The organism is Archangium sp. (assembly GCF_036277355.1).
Classification (GTDB): domain Bacteria; phylum Myxococcota; class Myxococcia; order Myxococcales; family Myxococcaceae; genus Archangium.
The window spans coordinates 13,495-33,987 of record NZ_DASUNC010000112.1 but is presented as its reverse complement, the minus strand read 5'-3'; the positions used below and the strand labels follow the sequence as shown (position 1 = coordinate 33,987).

The window sequence follows — 20,493 nt, the reverse complement described above, 5'->3', positions numbered from 1 at the left end:
GTAACGGCGCCATCATGAGCGGGCAGTGAGGGGCCGTTTCGGGGGTCCGTGCCTGCTCCCCGGAGCCGTAAGCACAGCTTGCGCGAAGGATGAGGGGAGCACGTTGCGGGCGCCAGGAGCCCGGGAGGGCGGGAGTGCCCATGCCAGCGGCATGAGGGCCATCCACCTGGGGACGAGCGGCTACGTCTACAAGCACTGGAAGGGACTCTTCTATCCAACCGGGCTGCCAGCCAGCCGCTGGCTTCCCTACTTCGCCCGCTGGAGGGAGCAGACACCGGGGGGCTTCAAGTTCGCGTGCAAGGGCAGCCGCTACCTCACGCACATGAAGCGGCTGACGGACGTGGGCGAGGGCCTGGAGCGCTACTTCAGCGTCATCCTGCGCCTGGGCTCCAAGCTGGGTCCGGTGCTGTGGCAGTTGCCGCCGCAGATGAAGAAGCCGGATCCGGAGCGGCTGGATCGCTTCCTGGCCGCGCTGCCGCGAGGCGTCCAGTACGTCGTCGAGTTCCGCGACGCGGCCTGGTACCACGCCGAGGTGCTGGAGGTGCTGGATCGCCGGGGCGCGGCGGTGTGCGAGCACGACCTCGTCCCGGTGCCCCCACCGCGCCTCACGGGAGGCTTGTTCGATCTGGCGGAGCTGCTGGGGCGAGTGAAGGTGTACCCACCGCCAGACATGCGAAGGCCGTCCGAGACAGAAGAGTCCCGAACGGCCTGATCACAACCCAGAACCCCCCGTGCCTCAGATGTGGATCGGATGACCCAGGGTGGCCTCGGCGCCCTCCTTGATGATCTCGGAGAGGGTCGGGTGGGCGTGCATGGTGTGGGCGAGCTCCTCGGTGGTGATCTCCAGGCGCATGGCGACGCAGGCCTCGGCGAGGAGCTCGGTGGCGTGGGGGCCCACGAGGTGCACACCGAGCACCTCGTCATACTTCTTGTCGGAGACGACCTTGATCATGCCGAAGGCCTCGTTGGAGATGGAGGCCTTGGTGACGGCGGAGAACGGGAAGATGGCGGCCTTGACGTCGTAGCCGCGCTCCTTGGCCTTCTTCTCCGTGAGACCCACGGAAGCCACCTCGGGGTAGCAGTAGGTGGCGGAGGGGGTGAGGTCGTAGTTGATGGGGGCGGGGTTCTTGCCGGCGATGTGCTCGACGGCGAGGACGCACTCGGCGCTGGCGACGTGGGCGAGCATCGGCGTGGGGATGACGTCACCGATGGCGTACACGTTGGGCTCGGTGGTGCGCATCATCGCGTCCGTCTTGATGAAGCCGCGCTCGGCCTTGATGGACGTGAGCTGCAGCCCGATGTCCTCGCTGACGGGCGCGCGGCCCACGGCGGACAGGACGTACTCGGCCTCGATGGTGCGCGTCTCGGTGCCCACCGTCATGGTGAGCTTCGCACCGGTGGCGGTGGTCTCGACCTTCTCCACCTTGGCGCCGGTGTGCAGATCGATCTTCCGGCGCTTGAAGTGCTTCTCCAGCTCCTTCGAGCAGTCGATGTCCTCGATGGGGAGCAGGTTGGGCATGTACTCCACGATGGAGACCTGGGTGCCCATGTGGTTGAAGACGGAGGCGAACTCGCAGCCCACGGCGCCGGCGCCGATGACGATCAGGCTCTTGGGGATGCGGTCCAGCTCCAGGATGGAGTCGCTGTTGAGGACGCGCTTGTGGTCCACCGCCACGTTGGGCAGGGACTTGGGCACCGAGCCGGTGGCGATGATGATGTTCTTGGTGTCCAGCGACTGCTTGCCACCGCCCTCGAGAGCCACCTCGACCTTGCCCTTGCCGGCGATGCGGCCGTGGCCCTTGATGACGGTGATCTTGTTCTTCTTCATCAGGTAGTCGATGCCGTTGGCACCCTTGGTGACCACCTTCTGCTTGTGCTCCTGCACCTTGGCCCAGTTGACCACCGGGGCCGGCACCTCGATACCGAAGTCAGCGGCCTCGCGGATGTGGTGCAGCAGGGCCGCGGACCACAGGAGCGACTTGGTGGGGATGCAACCGCGGTGGAGGCAGGTGCCACCCAAGCGCTTGTCCTTCTCGATAATGGCCGTCTTCAGCCCCAGCTGCGCGGCCCGGATCGCACCGACATACCCGCCGGGGCCCGAACCGATGATCACCACGTCGAAAGTCTCAGCCACGAACGCCTCCGGAGTGGATGTACCCGAGCGGCGCTGATAACCACCCATCCCGGCCGGAATCAAGGAGTTTGCAACCCGTGCGACGCTTCCCACTCCGAACCCTGCTGCTGATGACCCTCGCCCTGGTGGCCTTCATCCGCCTCTATTTCGTGACCCACCGCGGCGAACGCCGGGCCGAGCCCCCGCCCTCCCCAACCGCCTCGGCGAGCGACCAGGCCTGCCGCACCCTGGAGCGCGCCCTGGAAGGCGCGGTGCGAGCCCCCGGAAACCCCGCCGCCTTCGCGAGGGCCCGGCAACAGCTCGACGCCTGCCCGAAGCCCCCGGTGCGCGCCTGTGAGCTCGGCCCGGCCCTGGATGCCCGCTCGCAGCTCGAGGCGGGCGCGCCGCCCCTGCGGGAGCTGCTGGAGACCCTGTGCCAGCGGTGCCAGGCCGGAGCCAACCCCTGTGCGAGTCATGTCACACGCGCGGTGCTGGGGCTGATGGCGGGACGCCCGGCCGACTCCTCCAACCTGCGCTGGTACCTGGAACATGCCGGGCCGGGGACACCGGAAGCCTGTACCGAGGTGTCGCGCGCCCTGCTGGCTCCCGCCGCCCTGCCCCAGGACAGCCTCACGGATGCGCAGAAGGAGACGCTTGGCCAGCTGGCCCCGGTGTGCGCGAAGGCGGGCCAGCTCCCCGCGAACGTGCTGCACGCGGCCGTGGTGCGCGGCGCCGTCCCCGCGTTGACGCAGCTCGTCCAGGAGAGGCCGGCCGGCGAGAGCGCCGTGCTGAAACCGGACCGCACCGTGGGGATTCCGGGTGGAGAGCAGTCCTTCGACGGACAGGAGGCCACGGGCGTGGCGCTCGCGGCGAAGCCCCAGGGAGACCGCTGGCAGAAGGACGGCGCGCTGAGCGCGGTGTTCGAGCCGCCCGTGCGCCAGCTGTCCGCGCTGCGGGTGCGCGCCAGGGGCCCGGGCACGTTGCGCGCCGCCGTCCGCACCGCGGAGGGCCTGGGGAAGCACGACCCGGACAGCAACACGAGCTTCGTGGATCCGGTGGCCTGCCGCTTCAAGGGTACCGGCCAGTGGGAGACCTGCGCGCTGCCGGTACCACTGCTGGACGTGGAGGCGCTCAGTGTGTTTCCGGACAAGGACACGCTCACGCTGAACGAGGTGGAGGCGCGCGGAACGCGGTGAGCGGTTCAGCATCCAAGGGGCCTCTATGCGAATCCACCTGCTCGCCCTGATGCTGATGTCCACTCCCGCCCTGGCCCAAAGTCCGCTGTCGGCGCTCGTCGCCGAGTACGAGACGGGGCCGGCCGCCATCTTCCAGAATGATGGACGCTACGGCCCGACGGGCACCTCGTACGAGGCCGGCGACATCAACCAGAAAGACAACCTGTACCGCAGCCAACGCATCGCGCTGGAGGCGCGGCTGGGGCAGCGGCACGGCATCATCCTGCTGTACGCGCCCTTCGACATCACCACGCGCGCGACGCTGGCGAAGGACATCGACTTCCGGGGCACGCTGTTCCCCACGGGCACCGTGGTGGACAGCCGCTACCTCTTCGAGGGGTACCGGGCCAGCTACCTGTACCGGCTCGTCAACGGAGAGCGCTTCACCTGGGACATCGGCGCGAGCGTGCAGATCCGCAACGCGGTGGTGGCCTTCGGCTCGGTGGACGGAACGCGCTACGCGAAGGAGAGCGACATCGGCGTGGTGGGCGCGTTGAAGACGCGGCTGCGCTACGAGCTGCCCTCGCGCGTGTGGGCGGGACTCGAGGCGGATGCGCTGTCCACCCTCGGACTGCTCGGCAACACGACGGGCGGCATCTACGACGTGGCGCTGACGCTGGGCCTTCCGTTGAACACGAAGGGTGACGTGCACGCCTACGCGCGGCTGCGGCTGCTCGGGGGCGGTGCGGACGTGAAGCAGCGGGACATCTACAACTGGGGCAACTTCGGCTTCGCGGTGCTGGGCGTCCAGGCGGACCTGGTGTCGCTGGTGGAACGAGCACTCCCCCCCACTTGACCGGGTCTCCCCCTCCCCTTCCCCGGGGAGGGGACACGCTCAGGCGGCCTCGACCTTCACGGGCAGATCGAGCGTGAAGGTGGCGCCATGGCCGGGGCCGGGGCTGGTGCAGGACAGCTTCCCCTTCATCTCCTCGGCGGCCAGGGCGCTGATGTGCAGCCCGAAGCCGTGCCCGTCCTTCTTGGTGGTGAAGCCCTGGGTGAACATGCGCGCCAGGTTCTCCGCGGCGATGCCCACCCCATTGTCCTTCACCTCGATGCGCAGCCGCTCCGCCTCGGACGTGCGCTGAACGTGGATGCGCAGACACTTGTCCGCTTGCCGGCTGTCCACCAACGCGTGGCGCGCGTTGCTCAGCAGGTTGATGAGGATCTGCAGCAGCTTGTGCCGATCCACGAAGATCTCCGGCACCTCGGCGTACTCGCGCTCGATGCGGATGGCCAGCCGCTCGAAGGAGATGGCGTGCAGGCGCAGGGCCTCGTCGATGAGCTGGGGCACGGCCACCTGCTCCACCGCTCCCGCCGAGCGCGCGTGCCGCTGCTGCATGCTGACGATGGACTTGATGTGCTCGACACTGTGGCCGAGCGACTCCATCTCCTTGAGCATGTTCTCCCGCTCCTCCACCAGCTGATCCGACACCGCGACCAGATAGGGCGGCAGCTGCTTGCCCTGCGTGTCCTGGGTGAGGAAGGAGGCCATGTCCGCGGAGTGCTCGCGCAACAGGCTGGTGGCCTTGGCCAGTCCGGTGACGCGGGAGCGGCGGAGCTGCTCGGTGACGAGCGTGGTGGAGATGTTGACGCTGTTGAGGGTGTTGCCCACGTTGTGGAGCACACCGGTGGCGACCTCGGCCATGCCCATCTGGCGGGAGACATCCACCAGGGTGCGGTGCATCTCTCCCAGCCGGACCTCCGCCTCCTTGCGGCTGGTGATGTCATGGCCGAAGAGCGTCACCCCCACCGTCTGGCCGTCCTCCGCCAGGATGGGGTGCAGGCAGATGTCCAGCACGACCCGCGAGCCCTCCAGGATGAAGGTGTCCTCCATGCGCAGGCGCTGGCCTCGCTGCACCTGGGCAAAGCGCTCCGACCAGAGCTGGGTCCGCTCCGGCGTCGAGTTGCGCAAGAGCGGCTGCCCCAGCTCCAGCTCCGCGCCGAAGAGCTTCCGGTGGAATTGTCTCATGGCCGAGTTGGCGACGAGCAGGCGCCCCTCGGTGTCCACCGAGGCCACGATGTCATCGGTGCTCTCGATGATGCTGCTCAACTTGCGCTCACTGCCCCGAAGCTTCTTCAAGGCCCACTCGAGCGAATGGTAGGCCGCGGCCCGCGCGATGCTGTGCAACGCGCTCAGTCCCCAGATGCCCACGAAGGTGAAGCCCGACATGGCGTGCCGGATCCAGAACCGGGACACCGCGTCCTGGGAGGACAGGCCGAGGCGGTCCACGACGGAGAGCGGATGGACTCCGTCCATCATCACGGCGACGACGAGGGTGTAGAGCAGCGCCTGGCGCGTCCCCAGCAGGTACACGGCGAGGGCGGGCAGCAGCAGGTAGATGGCGTGCACGCCGCCTTCGCGGTGGGGCTCGTTCATGAAGAGGCCGCCCACGAAACTGCCCGTGATGCCCGCCAACATGAAGAACGCGGGACCCTCGATCGTGGTGGCCTTGCGCGCCGCCAGCAGCGCCACCAGGTAGAACACGCCCATGGCGCTCGGGAGGGCGGAGTACGGCGCGAACACCGTGCCCACCGTGTACACCAGGGTGAACACCACCATGAAACACGCGGAGCCCACGAGCACCCGGTGGCGGACGAGATCTCCGGGAGGCGCGTGGCGCATGGCGTCCGAGAGGAAGAAGTCCAGCAAGCGCAGGAGCCCCGAGACCTTCTCGGGACCCGAAGAGGCCTCGGCGTGGGGCTCGTGTGGCGGGGGGAGGTCCTGGCTCGTCTCGACGGAAATGGGAAGCGCCATGGCAGCATTCTGGGGCCAATCCGGGCTTTTCGAAACCAGGCGGGCAGGGGAATGGTCCCGCTGTGGCCCGCCGAGGACCCACGCTTGTCCGGAATTTCATGGACACACTCCCACGGTGCGGGTCTCCTCGCCTTCCCGAACCGAGGAGTTGCCGGATGATCCTCCTGTGTCTCTGCGCGCTGCTCGCCGCCCCACCCCCGCCGCCCGTGACACTGAGAGCGGGCGCGGCCGAGTCCGGCGACGAGGTCACGATGACCCTCACGGGGCTCACGGCTCCGGCACGAGCGGAGGCGGGCCTCTACCTCTCCGGCAAGCTCTCCGTGCCCTCGCATCCCCTGCGCGCCCTGCTGCTGCGCAGCACGGACGGTGGAGCGCATTGGACCGAGGTCCTCCCCGCGGTGGAGCACAGCGAGGTGCTCTTCGTGGAGTTCGAGGGCTGCCAGGGCCGGGTCCTCGTGGGCTGGACCACGGAGGGCCCGGGGGAGCTGACCCTGTTCGCGAGCTCGGACTGCGGGGCGACGTGGAAGCGCCGGAGCAGGCTGCCCAAGGCCGTCTGGTCCGAGTGGCCGGAGCAGATGGAGTGGACGGATGGCCAACGGGGCACGGTGTGGCTGTCGGACGCGAACGAGGAGAACGCCCCGGTCCGAGCCATCACCACACGTGACGGAGGCAGGACCTGGAGCACCCCGAAGGAGCCGCCCCGGATGCCCTCCGCGCAGCCGGAGTCCGAGGCACGGGGCCCCTCCGGTGAGACCTGGAAGCTGTCGCTGGACGACCAGGCCGTGCGCGTGGAGCGGCAGGAGCCCGGAGGCACTCCCCAGGTGCGCGCCCGGCTGCCGCTCTCCTGGCGGCGCGAGGGCAACAAGCTCGTCCCCGCGCACTGAAGCGGGGTGGGATATCGCCCTGACCCCAGTTCCTTCTGGTAGACCTTACAGCCAGGCAAGGAGAGTGCCCTGCATGTGGCGTCGCATCGAGCTGAAGAACTACCGGAGCATCGAGAGCGCTCGAGTCGATCTCGCGCCCTTCACCGTGCTGGTCGGTCCCAACGGCAGTGGAAAGTCGAACTTCGCCGATGCACTCGTTTTCATCAGCGAACTGACGGATGCATCCGCCGCGATTACGCGCCGCGGAGGAATCACGGGGTTGCGGCGCTGGCAGCGGGCGCCACGAGGCGAAGTCCTCCTCTCTCTCCGTGTTGCGGCATCCCGGGCGGCGCTCGACAACAACTACACGCAGTATGATTGCGTCATCGAGTTCGACCAGGGCAAGTCCTGGAAGTTCGCCAGCGAAAGCGTGGACGAAGTCAAGGATGGCGCGACCGTTGGTACGGTCTCCCGAGGTGAGGATGGCATCGTCCAGCTATCCCCGCCCCAGCCGGTACAACTTCCTCCCTTGGCTCCCCAGGCAAGCCTCGCGCTGTTCTTGAAGCAGATTTCCATCTTGAATTCCAACAAGCCCATGGGCATTCCCGCTCATGGGATGCGCCGATACCGGTTGAATCCCGACGAGATGAGAAAACCCTACCTCGGTTCCGATGAGGTCTTCCTCAACGAATCAGGCAGCAACATCGCGGAGGCGATCGATCACCTCCGCAAGCGCAAGGACGGCTCGTACGAGGACGTTCTCGAATCAATGAAACGAATGGTCCCGGGGTTGGTGGAGATTGATACGCCCAAGGCCGGTCACTACTGGACGCTGGAGTTCAATCAGCGCCAGGCCACGGGGGGTGTTGCTCCATTCACGGCCATGGAGATGTCGGATGGTGCGCTCCGCGCGTTGGGCATCCTCGTTGCCGCCCGGCAACTGGAGCCGCAAGCGGTCCTGATCGTCGAGGAGCCAGAAGTTCACCTCCACCCAGGGGCAACCGCCGTGCTCTTCGAAGCGTTGAAGCAGGCATCCCAGCGCGGTGCCGTGCTCATCACCACGCACAGCCCGGAACTTCTCGACGCGGCCAAGGACGAGGAGCTCCTGGTCTGTGACTATCGTTCGGGCGTCACCCGCGTTGGTCCTCTGGACACCGAACAACGTCAGATCGTGCGGGAGGGACTCTTCAGTGCCGCCGAGTTGATGAGGACAACGCCCTTGCGGATCCAGGGAGATGCACCCGCGACCCTCGAGCCCCCTACCACGCCATGAAGCGCCTCGCATGCATCGTCGAGGGAGAGGGCGAGAAGCAGTCCTTCCCCAGGCTCTGCAACCGCATCCTCTTCAATTACCTCCAGGTCTCGGACTGGAGGGTCACCGAAGCGGCCCTGAAGATGCCACGTGGTCAACTCGTGGATGGGAAGCACCCCAGTCCCCGCCGCCCCTGTGTCAGAAAAGAAGTCGAACGTTTCGTCCGGCTTGCACAACGACAGGAAAAAGCCCAGGCAGTCATCGTGCTCTGCGATGCGGACGACGACTGCCCTGCGGTCTGGGGACCTGATGCCAGCGCCATCGTCACCTCCATCGTGACGGGTGGTGCAGTGATGGCGTGCCGAGAGTACGAATCCTGGCTGCTCTGGAGCCGGCCGGATGGAGAGCGCACCAAGGCAGGACTGGCCTCGTCTCCCGAGCAGATCCGCGATGCCAAGGGAGCCATGGCTCGCTTCGTCCAGAATTATCGGCCCACGGCGCATCAACTCACGGAGACACAGCAGCTCGACATTCCACATGTCAGGGCGCGCTCGGATAGCTTCGACAAGTTGGTGCGCACCCTCGCCACCATTTGTGGCGTACAGCCACCGCCACGCGGCGGGTAGCATGCCGGCGCCCCATGGAAACGCCCTCCCCTTCGCGCACCGTCACCGGCCGCATCGACGTCCACCCTCGCGGCTTCGGCTTCCTCGTCGTGCAGCCGTCCGGCTCCGACGAGGTGCTCTCCGCGTTCATCCCGCCGCCCGAGCTCAACCCGTACCTCGCCGATGACGTCGTCTCCGCGACGGTGACGGCCTCGGAGGATGGCCGGTGGAGCGCGAGCGGACTGTCCCTGCTGAAGCGCCCACGCCAGGAGATCTTCGGCGAGGTGGTGCTGCGCAAGGGCGCCGTCCACCTGCGCATCGACCGCGACGTGGGCAACGGTGACTGGCCGCTGGAGACGGCCGGCGTCGAGGTGCAGCCCCAGGACGCGGTGGTGGCCCGCGTCGCCGACGGCAAGGCGTGGTTGCTGCGCAAGCTGGAGCCCGGAGCGGATCGCTCGCTGGAGCGCATCATCGTGCGCCATGGGCTGCGCCGCGACTTCGACCCCGAGGTCCACGCCGAGGTGCAACGGGTCCTCACCGTGCCGCATGCGCTCAGGGGACGGCGCGACCTGCGCCAGGTGCCCACCGTCACCGTGGACGCCCCGTCCACGCGCGTCATCGACGACGCCATCTCCGTGCTGCCCGCGGGCGGCGACGGGGCCCTGCGCCTGTTCGTCTCCATCGCCGACCCCGCCGAGTTCGTCACCGAGGGCTCCGCGTTGGACCGGGTGGCGCGCGAGCGGGCCACCAGCGTGTACCTCGCCGGTGCCATGCTGCCCATGCTCCCCGAGGAGCTCTCGACGAACTGGCTCAGCCTCGTGCCCGGAGAGGATCGGCTGTGCCTCACGGTGGAGCTGCGCATCGACCCCGAGGGCCGCGTCACCGCGGCGGACGTCTACGAGAGCCTCATCCGCTCGTGGGCGAAGCTGAGCTACACGGAGGTGGCGGACTACCTCGACAAGGGCGAGGTGTCCGGGCCCATGGCGGCGGTGCGCGAGGCCATGCCCTGGTTCCGCGCGGCGGCGGCGCGGCTGGCGGTGGCGCGGGCCGGGCGCGGTGGCATCGAGATGTCACGCGACGAGGCCCGCTTCACCTTCGACGAGGAGACGGGCGAGGTCTCCGGCATCGAGGCCGTGCGGCCCACGACGGCGCACACGATGGTGGAGCGCTTCATGGTCGCCGCCAACGAGGCCATCGCGGGCTGGCTCATCGATCGCGGCGTCCCCGCCCTCTTCCGCGTCCAGGACGAGCCGGAGCCGCAGCGCGTGGCGGACCTGGCCGCCTTCGCGCAGCACTCGGGCTTCGGCGCGGGCTTCGGCCGCAGGCTCACCCCGCTGGCGCTCGCCGCGTTCGATCGGCAGATCGCGGGGTGCACCGCGGAACCGGCCCTGCGCTCGGTGCTGCGGCGCTCGCTGGGGCCCTCTCGCTACACCGTGGTTCCGGCCATGCACTTCGGCCTCGCCGCCCGCGCCTACCTCCACTTCACCTCGCCCATCCGGCGCTACGCGGACCTCTCCGTCCACCGCGCCCTCAAGCAGTACCTGCGCGGCCGCCGCGACTTCGTGCACGAGGACCCCGCCATCGAGCAGCTCGGGGTGCACCTCAACGAGCGCTCCCGCACCGCCAGCCGCGCCGAGAAGGATCGCCACCGCGTGCTGGAGGCGCGGGTGATGGCCTCGCACGTGGGCCGCGAGTTCACCGGACGGATCACCCGCGTGCGGCCCTCCGGGCTGCTCGTCCAGCTCGATGGCATGCTGGTGGAAGCCAACCTCCCCGCGGAGTCGCTGCCCGACGGGCCCTACCAGCCCGATCCCCGGGAGACGTCGCTCGTGAGCGCCTCGCGCACCTTCACCATCGGCATGCCCCTGCAGGTGCGCGTGGCCTCCACCGATGAACAGCACGGCCGCGTCGAGCTCGCGCTCGCGGGGTGAGGCCCCACCCGGCTCGAGAGGATGGCCGAGTGGGGTTGAACACGGGGACGGGTACCCTCACCCCGTCCCTCTCCCGGGGGGAGAGGGGATATCACGCGGAGATGACTCCCCTGATGAGTCCCCTGACGACTTCACCGGATGACATCATGCATCTCCCCATGAGCAAGGAGCCTCCGGTAGGCCATACCTGGCACCACCATCAGGATGTCGGGAGGATGCAGCTCATCACGAGAAGCGCCCATGACCTGGCCATGCCCCACACGGGAGGGATGTCCATCTGGGGCGGTGGTTACAAGGCACCATGAGAAGAGAAAGGAGCGCTGGAGAATGAGCCTCCGCTGGCGGAGCTACTTGTGGAAGGAGCCCCACCCTGCCCTTCCAGGTGAAATCGAGCGGATTGAGACCACCTGGGGTGTCCGGCTACCCGGTGAATACAAGCGGCTGGTCTCGCTCTACCAGGGCATGACCCCGGTCCCCAACTCCTTCAATGTCGGCAGGAGCTCCAATGCGCTCAGCGTGCTGCTGACGGTGACAGAGCATCCAGAACACGAAACCTACTTCATCCAGCACAAGTACGACGTCTTCCGGCCCTACATTCCACCGCGGATCTACCCGTTCGGCGATACCCCAGGCGGCGAGCCGATCTGCTTCGACTACAGGGAGTCACTCGAGGAGCCCCGGATCGTGCTCGTCTCAACAGAGGCTCAGGTCTACCCCGTCGCCGACAGCTTTCAGCAATTCCTGGCGGGCCTATACGACGATTGAGACGGAGGGCACGGTGTCCGGCCCCTCCATGCACATCACGCGCATGGGTTTCAATCGCCCGGCTCCTCGTCCTCCCTGAACTTCTCGTACGGGTCCCGGACAGGTCCTACCCGGACGAGCACGAGGCGCAACCAAGAATCCCCAGGCCTGAGGCGCAGGGGACCCCGAGGCCCGATGCCGTGCGAGGCGTCGAAGTCATGACCCAGTGCCGCGGCGAGCACCACCGCCCCCGCCACGGGGCCCTTCGAGCCACGCACCAGCCCTCGGATGGGGAGGCGCGTGGCTCGGGAAGCGGCGGGAGCGGCCTGGAACAGGGCCCAGGGCACGGAGTGGGTGCTGGAGACGGATGCACGGGGGCCCGTGGGGGTCTCCCGGTGCGAAGCCGAGGGCGGACTTCGGAGGGTGAGGGGCGGCGCCAGAACAGGCTGCGTCCGGGAGCTACTTCACGCCCGGGTCATACAGCTCCGCGGACGCCTGGTCGCCGTTGCTCGTGCCTCCGGCCACCAGCACCCTGTCGGAGTCCAGCAACGTGGCGGTGTGCTGGTAGCGCGCTACGCCCAGGCTCGCCACCGCGCACCACAGGCCCGTGGCCGGCTCGTACACCTCCGCCGACGTGTGGATGCCCGTGGCCTCGTGGTAGCCGCCCACCACCAGCACCTTGCCCGAAGCCAGCACCGTCGCCGTGTGGTAGCGCCGCGGCTGGCCCATGCTCCCCGCGGAGCTCCACTCCCCGCTGACCGGGTCATACACCTCCGCCGTGGCGCTCGCGGGCGCCTCCTGCCCCGCTCCACCCGCCACGAGCACACGGCCCGAGGGCAGCACCGTCGCCGTGTGGTAGCGCCGGGCCGTTCCCATGCCGCGAACGGAAGCCCAGGCGCCAGTGGCCGGGTCATACACCTCCACCGAGGCCAGCAGCGCTCCCCCCGAATCCGTGCCTCCCGTCACCAGCACCTGGCCCGAGGGCAGCACCGTCGCCGTGTGGTTGCGGCGCGCCGTCCCCATGCGTCCGGTGGCCGTCCACAGCCCGGTGGCCGGGTCATACACCTCCGCCGAGGCCAGCAGCAGCCCGCCATCATCCAGCCCGCCCGTGACGAGCACCCGCCCATCCGTCAGCCCCACCGCCGTGTGCTGGCGGCGCGCCATCCCCATCCGGCCGGTGAGCGACCACAGGCCCGTGGCCGGGTCATATACCTCCACGAAGTCGCCGCTCTCACTGCCATCCCCGCCCGCCACCAGCACCCGGCCATCCATCAGCGGCGTCGCCGTGTGCTCGCGGTGGGTGGCCAGGGCACTGCCCGTGGCCGTCCAGCTCCTGGTGGCCGGTTCGTACAGCTCCGAGGCCCACGTGTAGCCCCCCACCACCAGCACCTTGCCTCCGGCCAGCCGGGTGGCGGTGTGCAGCAGGCGCTGCGCCGACAAGCGGCCGGTGGTGCCCCACCCCGTCGTGGCGGGCGTCGCGGAGCACACCGGCTCGCCCACCACGTCCACCACGCGCGTGGCACTGGCCGTGTTCCCGGACGCATCCGTCACCGAGTAGGAGACGGTGTAGCGCCCGGCCTCCGTCGTATCCACGGCGCCGGAGATGGCCACCTGCGAGGACAGATCTCCCTGGCACGCATCCGAGGCCGTCGCGCCCTGCTCGGTATACGCGTCCAGCCCGCGGCGCAGCGTGAGGACCGCCGGCCCGTTGAGCACCAGCTCGGCAGCCCGCGTGTCCACCACCGTCACCGGGAAGACGCAGCTCGCCGCGTTGCCCGCTCCATCCATGGCCGAGCAGCTCACGGGGGTGGAGCCCAGGGCGAAATGGCTGCCCGAGGCTGGCGAGCACACGGGGCTCACCGCGCCGCAGGCGTCCCGGGCCGAGGGCGCGAAACTGGCCACCGCCCCCCCCTCGCCGCACTCGAGCGCCGGCACCGCCGGGCACACCAGCGAGGGCGCCGTCTCGTCGAGCACCGTCACCGTCGCCTCACACGAGGCGCTGGCGCCCTGCGAGTCGGTGCAGGTGAGCGTCACCGGGTGCGTGCCCTTCGCGTAGGGGCCCGCAGGTGACTGCGTGCACGTCACCGCTCCGTCCTCCGGGTCCTCCGAGCCATCCTCCACCGAGGCACTGCCCTGGCACGTCCCATCCGCGGGCAGCCGCACGTTGCGGCAACGCGCCACCGGCGGGCGGTTGACACACGTGGAGTCCGCGCAGCTCGGGCCATCGGCCGGGTCATCCCAGACGAGCTCCTGGAAGCCGGTGGCCGGCGCGGGCAGCCCCGCGCTGAAGGCGGACACCTTCACCGTGTTGCCGCACGTCTGGAGCGACACCGGGAAGGAGAAGCCCGGATCGATCCCGCAGTTCGTGCAGTACGTCACCTCGGGGCCATCGCCCACCTGGTACCAGATGCGATCCACCTCGGCGGGGCTGCTCTTCACCACGCCCGACACCGTCACCGAGCCGCTCGCCGCACAGGACGGCCGCGGGTGCAGGTTCACCGCCAGCGGCGGCACCAGCTTGAGCCGCTGGCCGCACCCCAGGGTGAACTGCTGGGGCCGGAAGGTGGCCGTGTTCACCTGGCCGCTGTCGTTGACGAAGCTGGCCCCCGGCGTCAGCGTGTAGTCCCCCTGTGGCAGAGCCAGGCGCACCGAGCCGCTCGACGCGGCGTAGGTGATGGCCTCGGCCTCCGGAATGCCCACCGCCGCGGGGATGCCCCACATCGTTCCCGAGACGGTGTAGTCCGCGGCCACGCCCCGCCAGTCCGTGCCCTTGAGCCGTCCACTCACCACCACGGACGGATTGAAGAAGCGCTGGCCCGCCGTCGAATACTCGAGCTGCACCTCATTGAAGCAGTATTCGTGGTCCACCCGGTGCTGCTGCCCGGGGCCGAGCAGCGCGGAGGGGCTCTTCTTCTGGGAGAGGTCGAGCCAGCCATGGCGATAGCTCGCCGGATCATACGCCCCGGGCCGGGTGACGCGGGTGTACCCCTGCGTCCAGAAGCCGAGCCGGAGCATCTCCTGGGTGGAAGTCCTGGGCTCATCATAAGCGCTCATGAGCGCCTGCTCGTAGCTGGAGCTCAGCTCTCCCCGCGCCGTGTCGAACGCGTTGCGGAACGACGTGGAGGACCAGCCGTCACCCACCCTCGCCCGCAGGGACGTGCTGTACCGGCCGGTCTGGAAGAAGGAGGTGTAGTTGGGCCGCCCGTCCTTGTTGCTGTCATGATCCGCCTCGAAGAAGAGTCCCTCCAGGGAGCTGGAGGCCCCCGGGTTCGCGGCGACGTAGGGATCCGCCAGGCGGATGGCCCCATGGATGTACGCGGGCCGCATGACGAAGGGGTAGCGCGGGCCCCCTGCCTCTTCCCGAGACACCGGCAGGGTCCGCCCCGCGACCGCTGTGATGGGGCCAATGGTGGGGGTATTGAACCAGGTGAACTCGCGTCCCGCGCGCAGATGCCCGCGGCCCCAACTCGAATATTGACCCGGCACGAGGTTCGGGGCCGTCCACCAACGGCTCGGCTCCGAGACCGGTGCCCTCACCACATCAAGGCCCGAGGCGCTCACCCGGCGGACATTGCTATCGGGTCCACCGTGGATCGAAACGGACCGCTCCCACAGCGTCTGCTCGCCCACGATGTCCCAGGGTCCGGTGAGAGCCCCCAGTTCTCCGGGTCCCGGAACGGCGATGCACACCTTGACGACCTCGTCACAGGCCGCGCTCCACTCCACATCCCTCGACAGGGTACGCGAATCGGTGGCGAGACTCGTCCCCACCCGATACACCACCCTCGTCTTCCCGCTCGTCCCCCCACGAACGAAGGAGTTGAGACGTCCCGAAGTGTAACGGCCCTGGTAGTGGCCGCCCCAGTAGACGTCGAACACCCCCACGGGTTGGGCGCACGTCTCGTCGGTGCCCCACTGGAGCTGCACCACCCCGGTACACTCCTGGAATTCCAGCTCGGCCGGCTCGGGCTGCTGATGGAGGGGACGGACCCTCACGCCCGTGGCGGGCTGGAAGGAGTAGACGGCGTCGTCGGGGATGAGCCTCGACGTCCAACGCGGAGCCACCGTGTAGAGGATCCCGGTGTCGCCCCCCACGCTCGACTCCACGGACAGCTCGAAGTCGAACCCGTTCCTCATGCTCGTCAGGTTGCGCAACTCCGAGCGCGCCTGGTAGCCCGTGGGGCTCGTGCTGGTGGCCGTCACCAGCGCCAGACGCCGGGGGTCCGTCTCCAGCATCTGCAGGATCTCCGGGTTCTGGTTGGTGAACCGCACCCGGCCCTGGATGACGTTGGGTTGCAGCACCACACCGCCCTCGGCCGCGTCCTGCCTCACAGACAACGTCTGGGGTTCATCTCCCCCTCCGGCGGGTCCGCAGCCCACGGCCCACGCACAGACCCACGGCAGGATCCTCTTCCGAAGACTCACCTTCGTCATTCAGCCTCCCTGGCGTTTGAACGGCCTGGAGACTTTCGCCGAGAGTGAAGAGGAATGACATGGCTTTTGTATGACTTTCAGTGGGCCCGGCGAAGCCCCAGCAAGAGAGGGATTGTCTGGAATGGAAGACATGGCCCAGAGGGTTTCAATCGCCCAACTCCTCGTCCTCCCTGAACTTCTCGTACGGGTCCCGGACAGGTCCTACCCGGACGAGCACGAGGCGCAACCACGAGTCTCCAGGCCTGAGGCGCAGGGGACCCCGAGGCCCGATGCCGTGCGAGGCGTCGAAGTCATAACCTGGCTCCCAGACGTGCAGGAGGAGCTCCTCGCCCGCGAGCTCGTGGAAGGAGAAACGGCCGTCCTCATCCGTGCTCACGCCCCGGAACGACCAGCCGCCTCCCACGTCCTCGAACTCCTGGGGCGCTCTCACGCGCAGACGGATTCGCGGAATGGGATTGCCGCGCGGATCCACCACCACTCCCGACACGGGCCTTCCCGTTGGGACGAGCAGCTTCAGCCGGGTCTCGCCCCCTCCGAGCGAGATGAGCTGAGAGGCCGCACGGACGAGCGTGTTCTCATCCAGCTCCGCGGCGAGCCGGTAGCGCCCCGCCTCGGGGACCGAGAGCGCGAAGCGTCCCCAGGCATCCGTCTTGTCCCCGTCGAGCTGCTCGCGGAGCTTCCCGGAGCCCTCGGGCCAGAGCCCCACCGCGACACCAGGCATGGGCATGCCCGCCTCGTCCACCACCTCTCCCACCACGGAGGGAAAGCGCTCGGCGACGACGTGCTGGCTCGATGGGGCGAGCACCTCCACCGCGCGGTAGCGCACCCGCCGGCCTCCGATGTGGAGCATGTGGCGCCCGGGCTGGGGCGCGATGAGGGAGAAGCGTCCCTCCGGTCCCGTCTGGACCTTGTCCCAGACTCCCTTCTCCCAGCCCTCGAGCGGCGCCAGCACCGCGTACTCGCCCTCGATGGGCCGCTCCTCCGTGTCCACCAGGACGCCGTCGACGCGCAGCCAGCGCGTCAGGGTGAAGTCCACGGTGCTCTCCCCCGCCGGGAGGGTCCGCTCGGAGTGGTGGAGCTGGAAGTCCTCCCGCTTGGAGACCTCGAAGCGCACCGGGCCGGGCCACACCGGAGCCAGCCGGTAGCGCCCCTCCGCGTCCGTCTCCACCAGCAACAGCACCGAGCTGCGCTCCAGCCTCAGATTCGTGGAGACATGTGCCCCCTCGATGGGTTGCCCCGAGTCGTCGCGTACCACCCCGTGCACCTCGGCGGCTGGCGCCAGCTCGAGCGTGATGTCCGTGCGCTCGAGCGTCTCCTCGAAGATGGGCACCTCCGCGCTGGCACCCTCCCCGGCGTGCGTGGCGAAGAGCTTCTGGAGCCCGGGCCTCAGTCCCTCGAGGAAGAAGCGTCCCCGCGCGTCCGTGAAGGTGACGGTCTCGTCCCCGAAGGCGAGCGAGTGAGCCGTGGCCAGCACCTTCGCCCCCGCCACCGGAGCCCCCGCGCGCAGGACGAGGCCGGAGATCCGCCTCGGGCGCTCCAGGAAGAAGGTCTTGTCCGTCTTCGTCGAGTGGAGCGACAGCCTGTCGGTCTTGCTCCTCAGGCCCTCCTTGGAGACGACGAATGCGTACTCGCCAGGAGGGAACGGTCCGAGCTGGTACCGGCCGCTCGCATCCGTGAGCGTCTCGAAGAAGCGGCTCTCCGCGTTGAAGATGGCGGTGACGAGCGCGCCCGGAACGGGATCGGAGCCGTCATCGACGACCTCGCCCGACAGCCGCACGCCCGCGCCGAGCCGCAGCTCCACCCCCTCCTCCCCCGCGGCCACGCCGTGCCGCAGGCCCGTGCCCTCGGCGCTCTCCACCCAGAGCGTGTACCGGCCCGCTTCCAGCTTCTCCAGCGTGAAGGAGCCATCCGCCCCCGTCGTGGCCCGGCCGAGCACGGGCACCTCGCCCTGGCGCTGTGCCACCCACTCCGCCAGCTCCGCGCTCGAGGAAACAAAAGCGCAGTCGAGCACCGTCGCTCCGGAACGAAAGCCCCTCCCCTTGCACGGCAGTGTCGAGAGGGACTCCCCGTGCACCGGCGCCGACGCGAGCACCACCGCCCCCGCCACGGGACCTCGGGCCCCCAGCACGCGGCCACGGATGTGCAGGCGTGGGTCCTCCGGGGTTGGGGGAGTGTCCTGGAACAGAGCCTGGAGCAGCGATGCGGAGCTCGGACCGGACGCACGCGCGGGGGCCTCGGCTCCTCGCGCGGGGGACCCGGGTTCACCCCGGAGGACGAGCCACAGCACCAACACGAGGCCCAACAGCAGCACGGAGAGCGAGGCTCCGAGTATCCACCGGCGTCTCATCAAACTCTTGTTCCCAAGTGGGGTTCGGTACGGTGACGGGCACCCTCACCCCGTCCCTCTCCCGGCGGGAGAGGGAGTTCTTCCCGCCCGGCGCGCGAGCACCGCCTTCACGTCATCCAGCGTGATGCCCAGCGGCCGCACCGCCACCAGCACGTGGTAGAGCACGTCCGCCGCCTCCTCCATCGCGCGCTCCTTGTCCCCGTCCGCGCACGCCGTCACCAGCTCCGCGCCCTCCTCGCCGATCTTCTTCATGCGCAGGTTGCGGTCGTCCAGGAGCCGCCGCGTGTAGCTCGGCTTCTCCCCCGGCTCCGGCGCTTTCGCCGCCCGCTGGGCGATGGTGCGATCCAGCTCGACGAGCGCGTCCACCGGACCGATGTCGAAGCAGGTCTCCGCCCCGGTGTGGCACGCCGGGCCCGCCTTCGTCACGCGCGCCAGCACCGCGTCCCCATCGCAGTCCGCCGTCAGGGACACCACGCGCTGCACGTTGCCGCTCGTGCCGCCCTTGTGCCACAGGCCCCGCGTGCGCGAGCGGTAGTACATCTCGCCCGTCTCCAGCGTCTTCTCCAACGCCTCGCGGTCCGCGTGCGCCACCATCAGCAGGTCGCCCGAGTGCGCGTCCTGCGTCACCACCGTCACCAGCCCGTTGCCCTTGGTGAAATCCAGCTTCGACAAGTCCAGCATCATGCCCTCTTCGCACCCAGCAGCTCGCGCACCTGCTCCGCGAGCGCCGCGTTCGTCGCGATTCCATTGCCGCCGAACGAGGTCCGCGTCCCCGTCCAGTCCGTGAACACTCCGCCCGCCTCCTCGACGATGGGCTGCAAGGCCGCCGCGTCCCAGGGCGACAGCAGCTCGTCCACCATCACCTCCGCCCGCCCCGTGGCCAGCAGCAGGTAGCCGTAGCAGTCACCCCACGTCCGGGCCACGGCCGCCTTCGCCGTCAGCGCCCGCCACTTCGCCCCTCTGTCCGGGTGCACCAGGAAGCGCTCGTCCGTGGACAGCACCACCGCCTTGGACAGGTCCGCCTGCTCCGACACCCGCGTCCGCTTCCCGTTCCACCAGCACCCCTGCCCCGGCGCCGCCACCAGCATCTCCCCCACCGGCGGGAAGTACGCCGCGCCCGCGAGGATCTTCTCGCCCTCCGCCACCGCCACCAGCGTGCCCCACAGCGGCACGCCCCGGATGAACGTCTTCGTCCCGTCGATGGGATCCAGGATCCACCGGCGCTTCGCCCCGGCGCGCGTCTCGCCGAACTCCTCCCCGAGGATGCCGTCCTCGGGGAAGCGGGCTTCAATCCACTCGCGGGCCGTCTTCTCGGCGGTCCGGTCCGCCACCGTCACCGGCGTGCCGTCGCCCTTGGTGTCCACCGTGACGCCCTGGCGGAAGAAGCCCAGGGCCACGTCGCCCGACTTGCGAGCCACTTCCTCCGCCGCCTGCATCAACGTCTGCGCATCCATTCAGAGGCTCCTGATCCCGAGGCCGCTCTTCTGGAGCAGCTCCTTGATCGCCCCGACCGTGGTGACGCCGTCGTGGAGGATTCCCGCCACCAGCGCCGCCTCCGCCTTCCCCTCCTGCAACGCGGCCCGGACATGCTCCGCGTTGCCCGCACCACCCGAGGCGATGACCGGAACGTCCACCTGCTCGGCGATCGTCCGCGTCAGCTCCAGGTCATACCCCGAACGGGCCCCGTCCCGGTCAATGCTCGTGAGCAGGATTTCACCTGCCCCCCGCTTCACGCACTCGCGCGCCCACGTCACCGCGTCCAGCTCCGTGGCCTTCTTGCCGCCGTGGGTGTACACGCGCCACCGGCCGCCGTCCCGCTTGGCGTCGATGCTCGCCACCACGCACTGGGCCCCGAAGCGCTCGGCGCACTCGGTGAGCACCTCGGGACGGGCCACCGCCGCCGAGTTGAGGCTCACCTTGTCCGCGCCCGCCCGCAGCGCCCGGCCCACGTCATCCACCGTGCGCACGCCGCCGCCCACCGTGAGCGGGATGAACAGCCGCTCCGCCGTGCGGTGCACCAGGTCCCACAGCGTGCCGCGCTCCTCGTTGCTCGCGGAGATGTCGAGGAACGTCACCTCGTCGGCGCCCGCCTCCTCGTAGCGCATGGCCAGCTCCACGGGGTCGCCCACGTCGCGCAGGCCCTCGAACTGGACGCCCTTCACCACGCGCCCACCCTTCACATCCAGACAGACGATCAGCCGCCGCGTGAGCATC

At 69.2% G+C, this 20,493-nt stretch carries 17 protein-coding genes; 9 read left to right on the top strand and 8 right to left on the bottom strand.

Annotated elements, in window-relative coordinates; genetic code table 11:
- Positions 1-103: 103 nt before the first annotated feature.
- Positions 104-712 (top strand): DUF72 domain-containing protein, encoded by a 609-nt coding sequence (locus VFZ09_RS29080; RefSeq protein WP_329730952.1) that lies wholly within the window; start codon positions 104-106, stop codon positions 710-712.
- 24 nt (positions 713-736) lie between these two features.
- Here the strand turns inward: VFZ09_RS29080 and lpdA are convergent, their stop codons facing one another.
- Entirely contained in the window at positions 737-2,134 is a 1,398-nt protein-coding gene (gene lpdA, locus VFZ09_RS29075) for a dihydrolipoyl dehydrogenase (protein WP_329730951.1), read from the bottom strand.
- A 77-nt stretch (positions 2,135-2,211) separates the two neighbouring features.
- On the opposite strand from lpdA, the gene VFZ09_RS29070 reads away from it, so the two are divergent.
- Together VFZ09_RS29070 and VFZ09_RS29065 are read left to right on the top strand one after the other, a co-directional pair.
- Positions 2,212-3,309 carry a hypothetical protein gene (locus VFZ09_RS29070; protein ID WP_329730950.1) on the top strand — a complete coding sequence of 366 codons (1,098 nt, stop codon included), beginning with the start codon at positions 2,212-2,214 and terminating at the stop codon, positions 3,307-3,309.
- Between the two features lie 25 nt (positions 3,310-3,334).
- Positions 3,335-4,144, top strand: coding sequence for a hypothetical protein (locus VFZ09_RS29065; RefSeq protein ID WP_329730949.1), 810 nt, complete (start codon positions 3,335-3,337; stop codon positions 4,142-4,144).
- A 39-nt stretch (positions 4,145-4,183) separates the two neighbouring features.
- On the opposite strand, the gene VFZ09_RS29060 is transcribed toward VFZ09_RS29065, so the two are convergent.
- Positions 4,184-6,103, bottom strand: coding sequence for an ATP-binding protein (locus VFZ09_RS29060; protein ID WP_329730948.1), 1,920 nt, complete (start codon positions 6,101-6,103; stop codon positions 4,184-4,186).
- Between the two features lie 155 nt (positions 6,104-6,258).
- Here VFZ09_RS29060 and VFZ09_RS29055 point away from each other — a divergent pair, with 155 nt between their 5' ends.
- From VFZ09_RS29055 to VFZ09_RS29030, 6 genes are all read left to right on the top strand, one after another.
- Complete coding sequence (locus VFZ09_RS29055) at positions 6,259-6,987, top strand: sialidase family protein (protein WP_329730947.1); 729 nt, start codon at positions 6,259-6,261, stop codon at positions 6,985-6,987.
- A gap of 73 nt (positions 6,988-7,060) precedes the next feature.
- Positions 7,061-8,239, top strand: a complete 1,179-nt coding sequence (locus tag VFZ09_RS29050) for an AAA family ATPase (RefSeq protein WP_329730946.1) — start codon at positions 7,061-7,063, stop codon at positions 8,237-8,239.
- Entirely contained in the window at positions 8,236-8,844 is a 609-nt protein-coding gene (locus tag VFZ09_RS29045) for a DUF4276 family protein (RefSeq protein WP_329730945.1), read from the top strand. The genes VFZ09_RS29050 and VFZ09_RS29045 overlap by 4 nt, the downstream gene beginning before the upstream one ends.
- A gap of 14 nt (positions 8,845-8,858) precedes the next feature.
- Positions 8,859-10,754 carry a ribonuclease R family protein gene (locus tag VFZ09_RS29040; RefSeq protein ID WP_329730944.1) on the top strand — a complete coding sequence of 632 codons (1,896 nt, stop codon included), beginning with the start codon at positions 8,859-8,861 and terminating at the stop codon, positions 10,752-10,754.
- A 101-nt stretch (positions 10,755-10,855) separates the two neighbouring features.
- Positions 10,856-11,059 (top strand): HNH endonuclease, encoded by a 204-nt coding sequence (locus VFZ09_RS29035; protein WP_329730943.1) that lies wholly within the window; start codon positions 10,856-10,858, stop codon positions 11,057-11,059.
- Positions 11,060-11,081: 22 nt separating this feature from the next.
- Positions 11,082-11,519, top strand: coding sequence for an SMI1/KNR4 family protein (locus tag VFZ09_RS29030; protein WP_329730942.1), 438 nt, complete (start codon positions 11,082-11,084; stop codon positions 11,517-11,519).
- A gap of 50 nt (positions 11,520-11,569) precedes the next feature.
- On the opposite strand, the gene VFZ09_RS29025 is transcribed toward VFZ09_RS29030, so the two are convergent.
- The 6 genes from VFZ09_RS29025 to hisF all read right to left on the bottom strand — a co-directional run bounded on the left by VFZ09_RS29025 (position 11,570) and on the right by hisF (position 20,492).
- Entirely contained in the window at positions 11,570-11,845 is a 276-nt protein-coding gene (locus tag VFZ09_RS29025; RefSeq protein ID WP_329730941.1) for a hypothetical protein, read from the bottom strand.
- A gap of 112 nt (positions 11,846-11,957) precedes the next feature.
- The gene (locus tag VFZ09_RS29020; RefSeq protein ID WP_329730975.1) at positions 11,958-15,830 is read right to left on the bottom strand and encodes a kelch repeat-containing protein; all 3,873 of its coding nucleotides are present in this window, start codon (positions 15,828-15,830) and stop codon (positions 11,958-11,960) included.
- 247 nt (positions 15,831-16,077) lie between these two features.
- Positions 16,078-18,279, bottom strand: coding sequence for a carboxypeptidase-like regulatory domain-containing protein (locus VFZ09_RS29015; protein WP_329730940.1), 2,202 nt, complete (start codon positions 18,277-18,279; stop codon positions 16,078-16,080).
- Positions 18,280-18,324: 45 nt separating this feature from the next.
- Entirely contained in the window at positions 18,325-18,960 is a 636-nt protein-coding gene (gene hisIE, locus VFZ09_RS29010; RefSeq protein ID WP_329730974.1) for a bifunctional phosphoribosyl-AMP cyclohydrolase/phosphoribosyl-ATP diphosphatase HisIE, read from the bottom strand.
- The gene (gene hisN, locus VFZ09_RS29005) at positions 18,960-19,733 is read right to left on the bottom strand and encodes a histidinol-phosphatase (RefSeq protein WP_329730939.1); all 774 of its coding nucleotides are present in this window, start codon (positions 19,731-19,733) and stop codon (positions 18,960-18,962) included. The genes hisIE and hisN overlap by 1 nt, the downstream gene beginning before the upstream one ends.
- Complete coding sequence (gene hisF / locus VFZ09_RS29000; RefSeq protein ID WP_329730938.1) at positions 19,734-20,492, bottom strand: imidazole glycerol phosphate synthase subunit HisF; 759 nt, start codon at positions 20,490-20,492, stop codon at positions 19,734-19,736. It lies immediately after the preceding gene.
- Position 20,493: the final 1 nt, after the last annotated feature.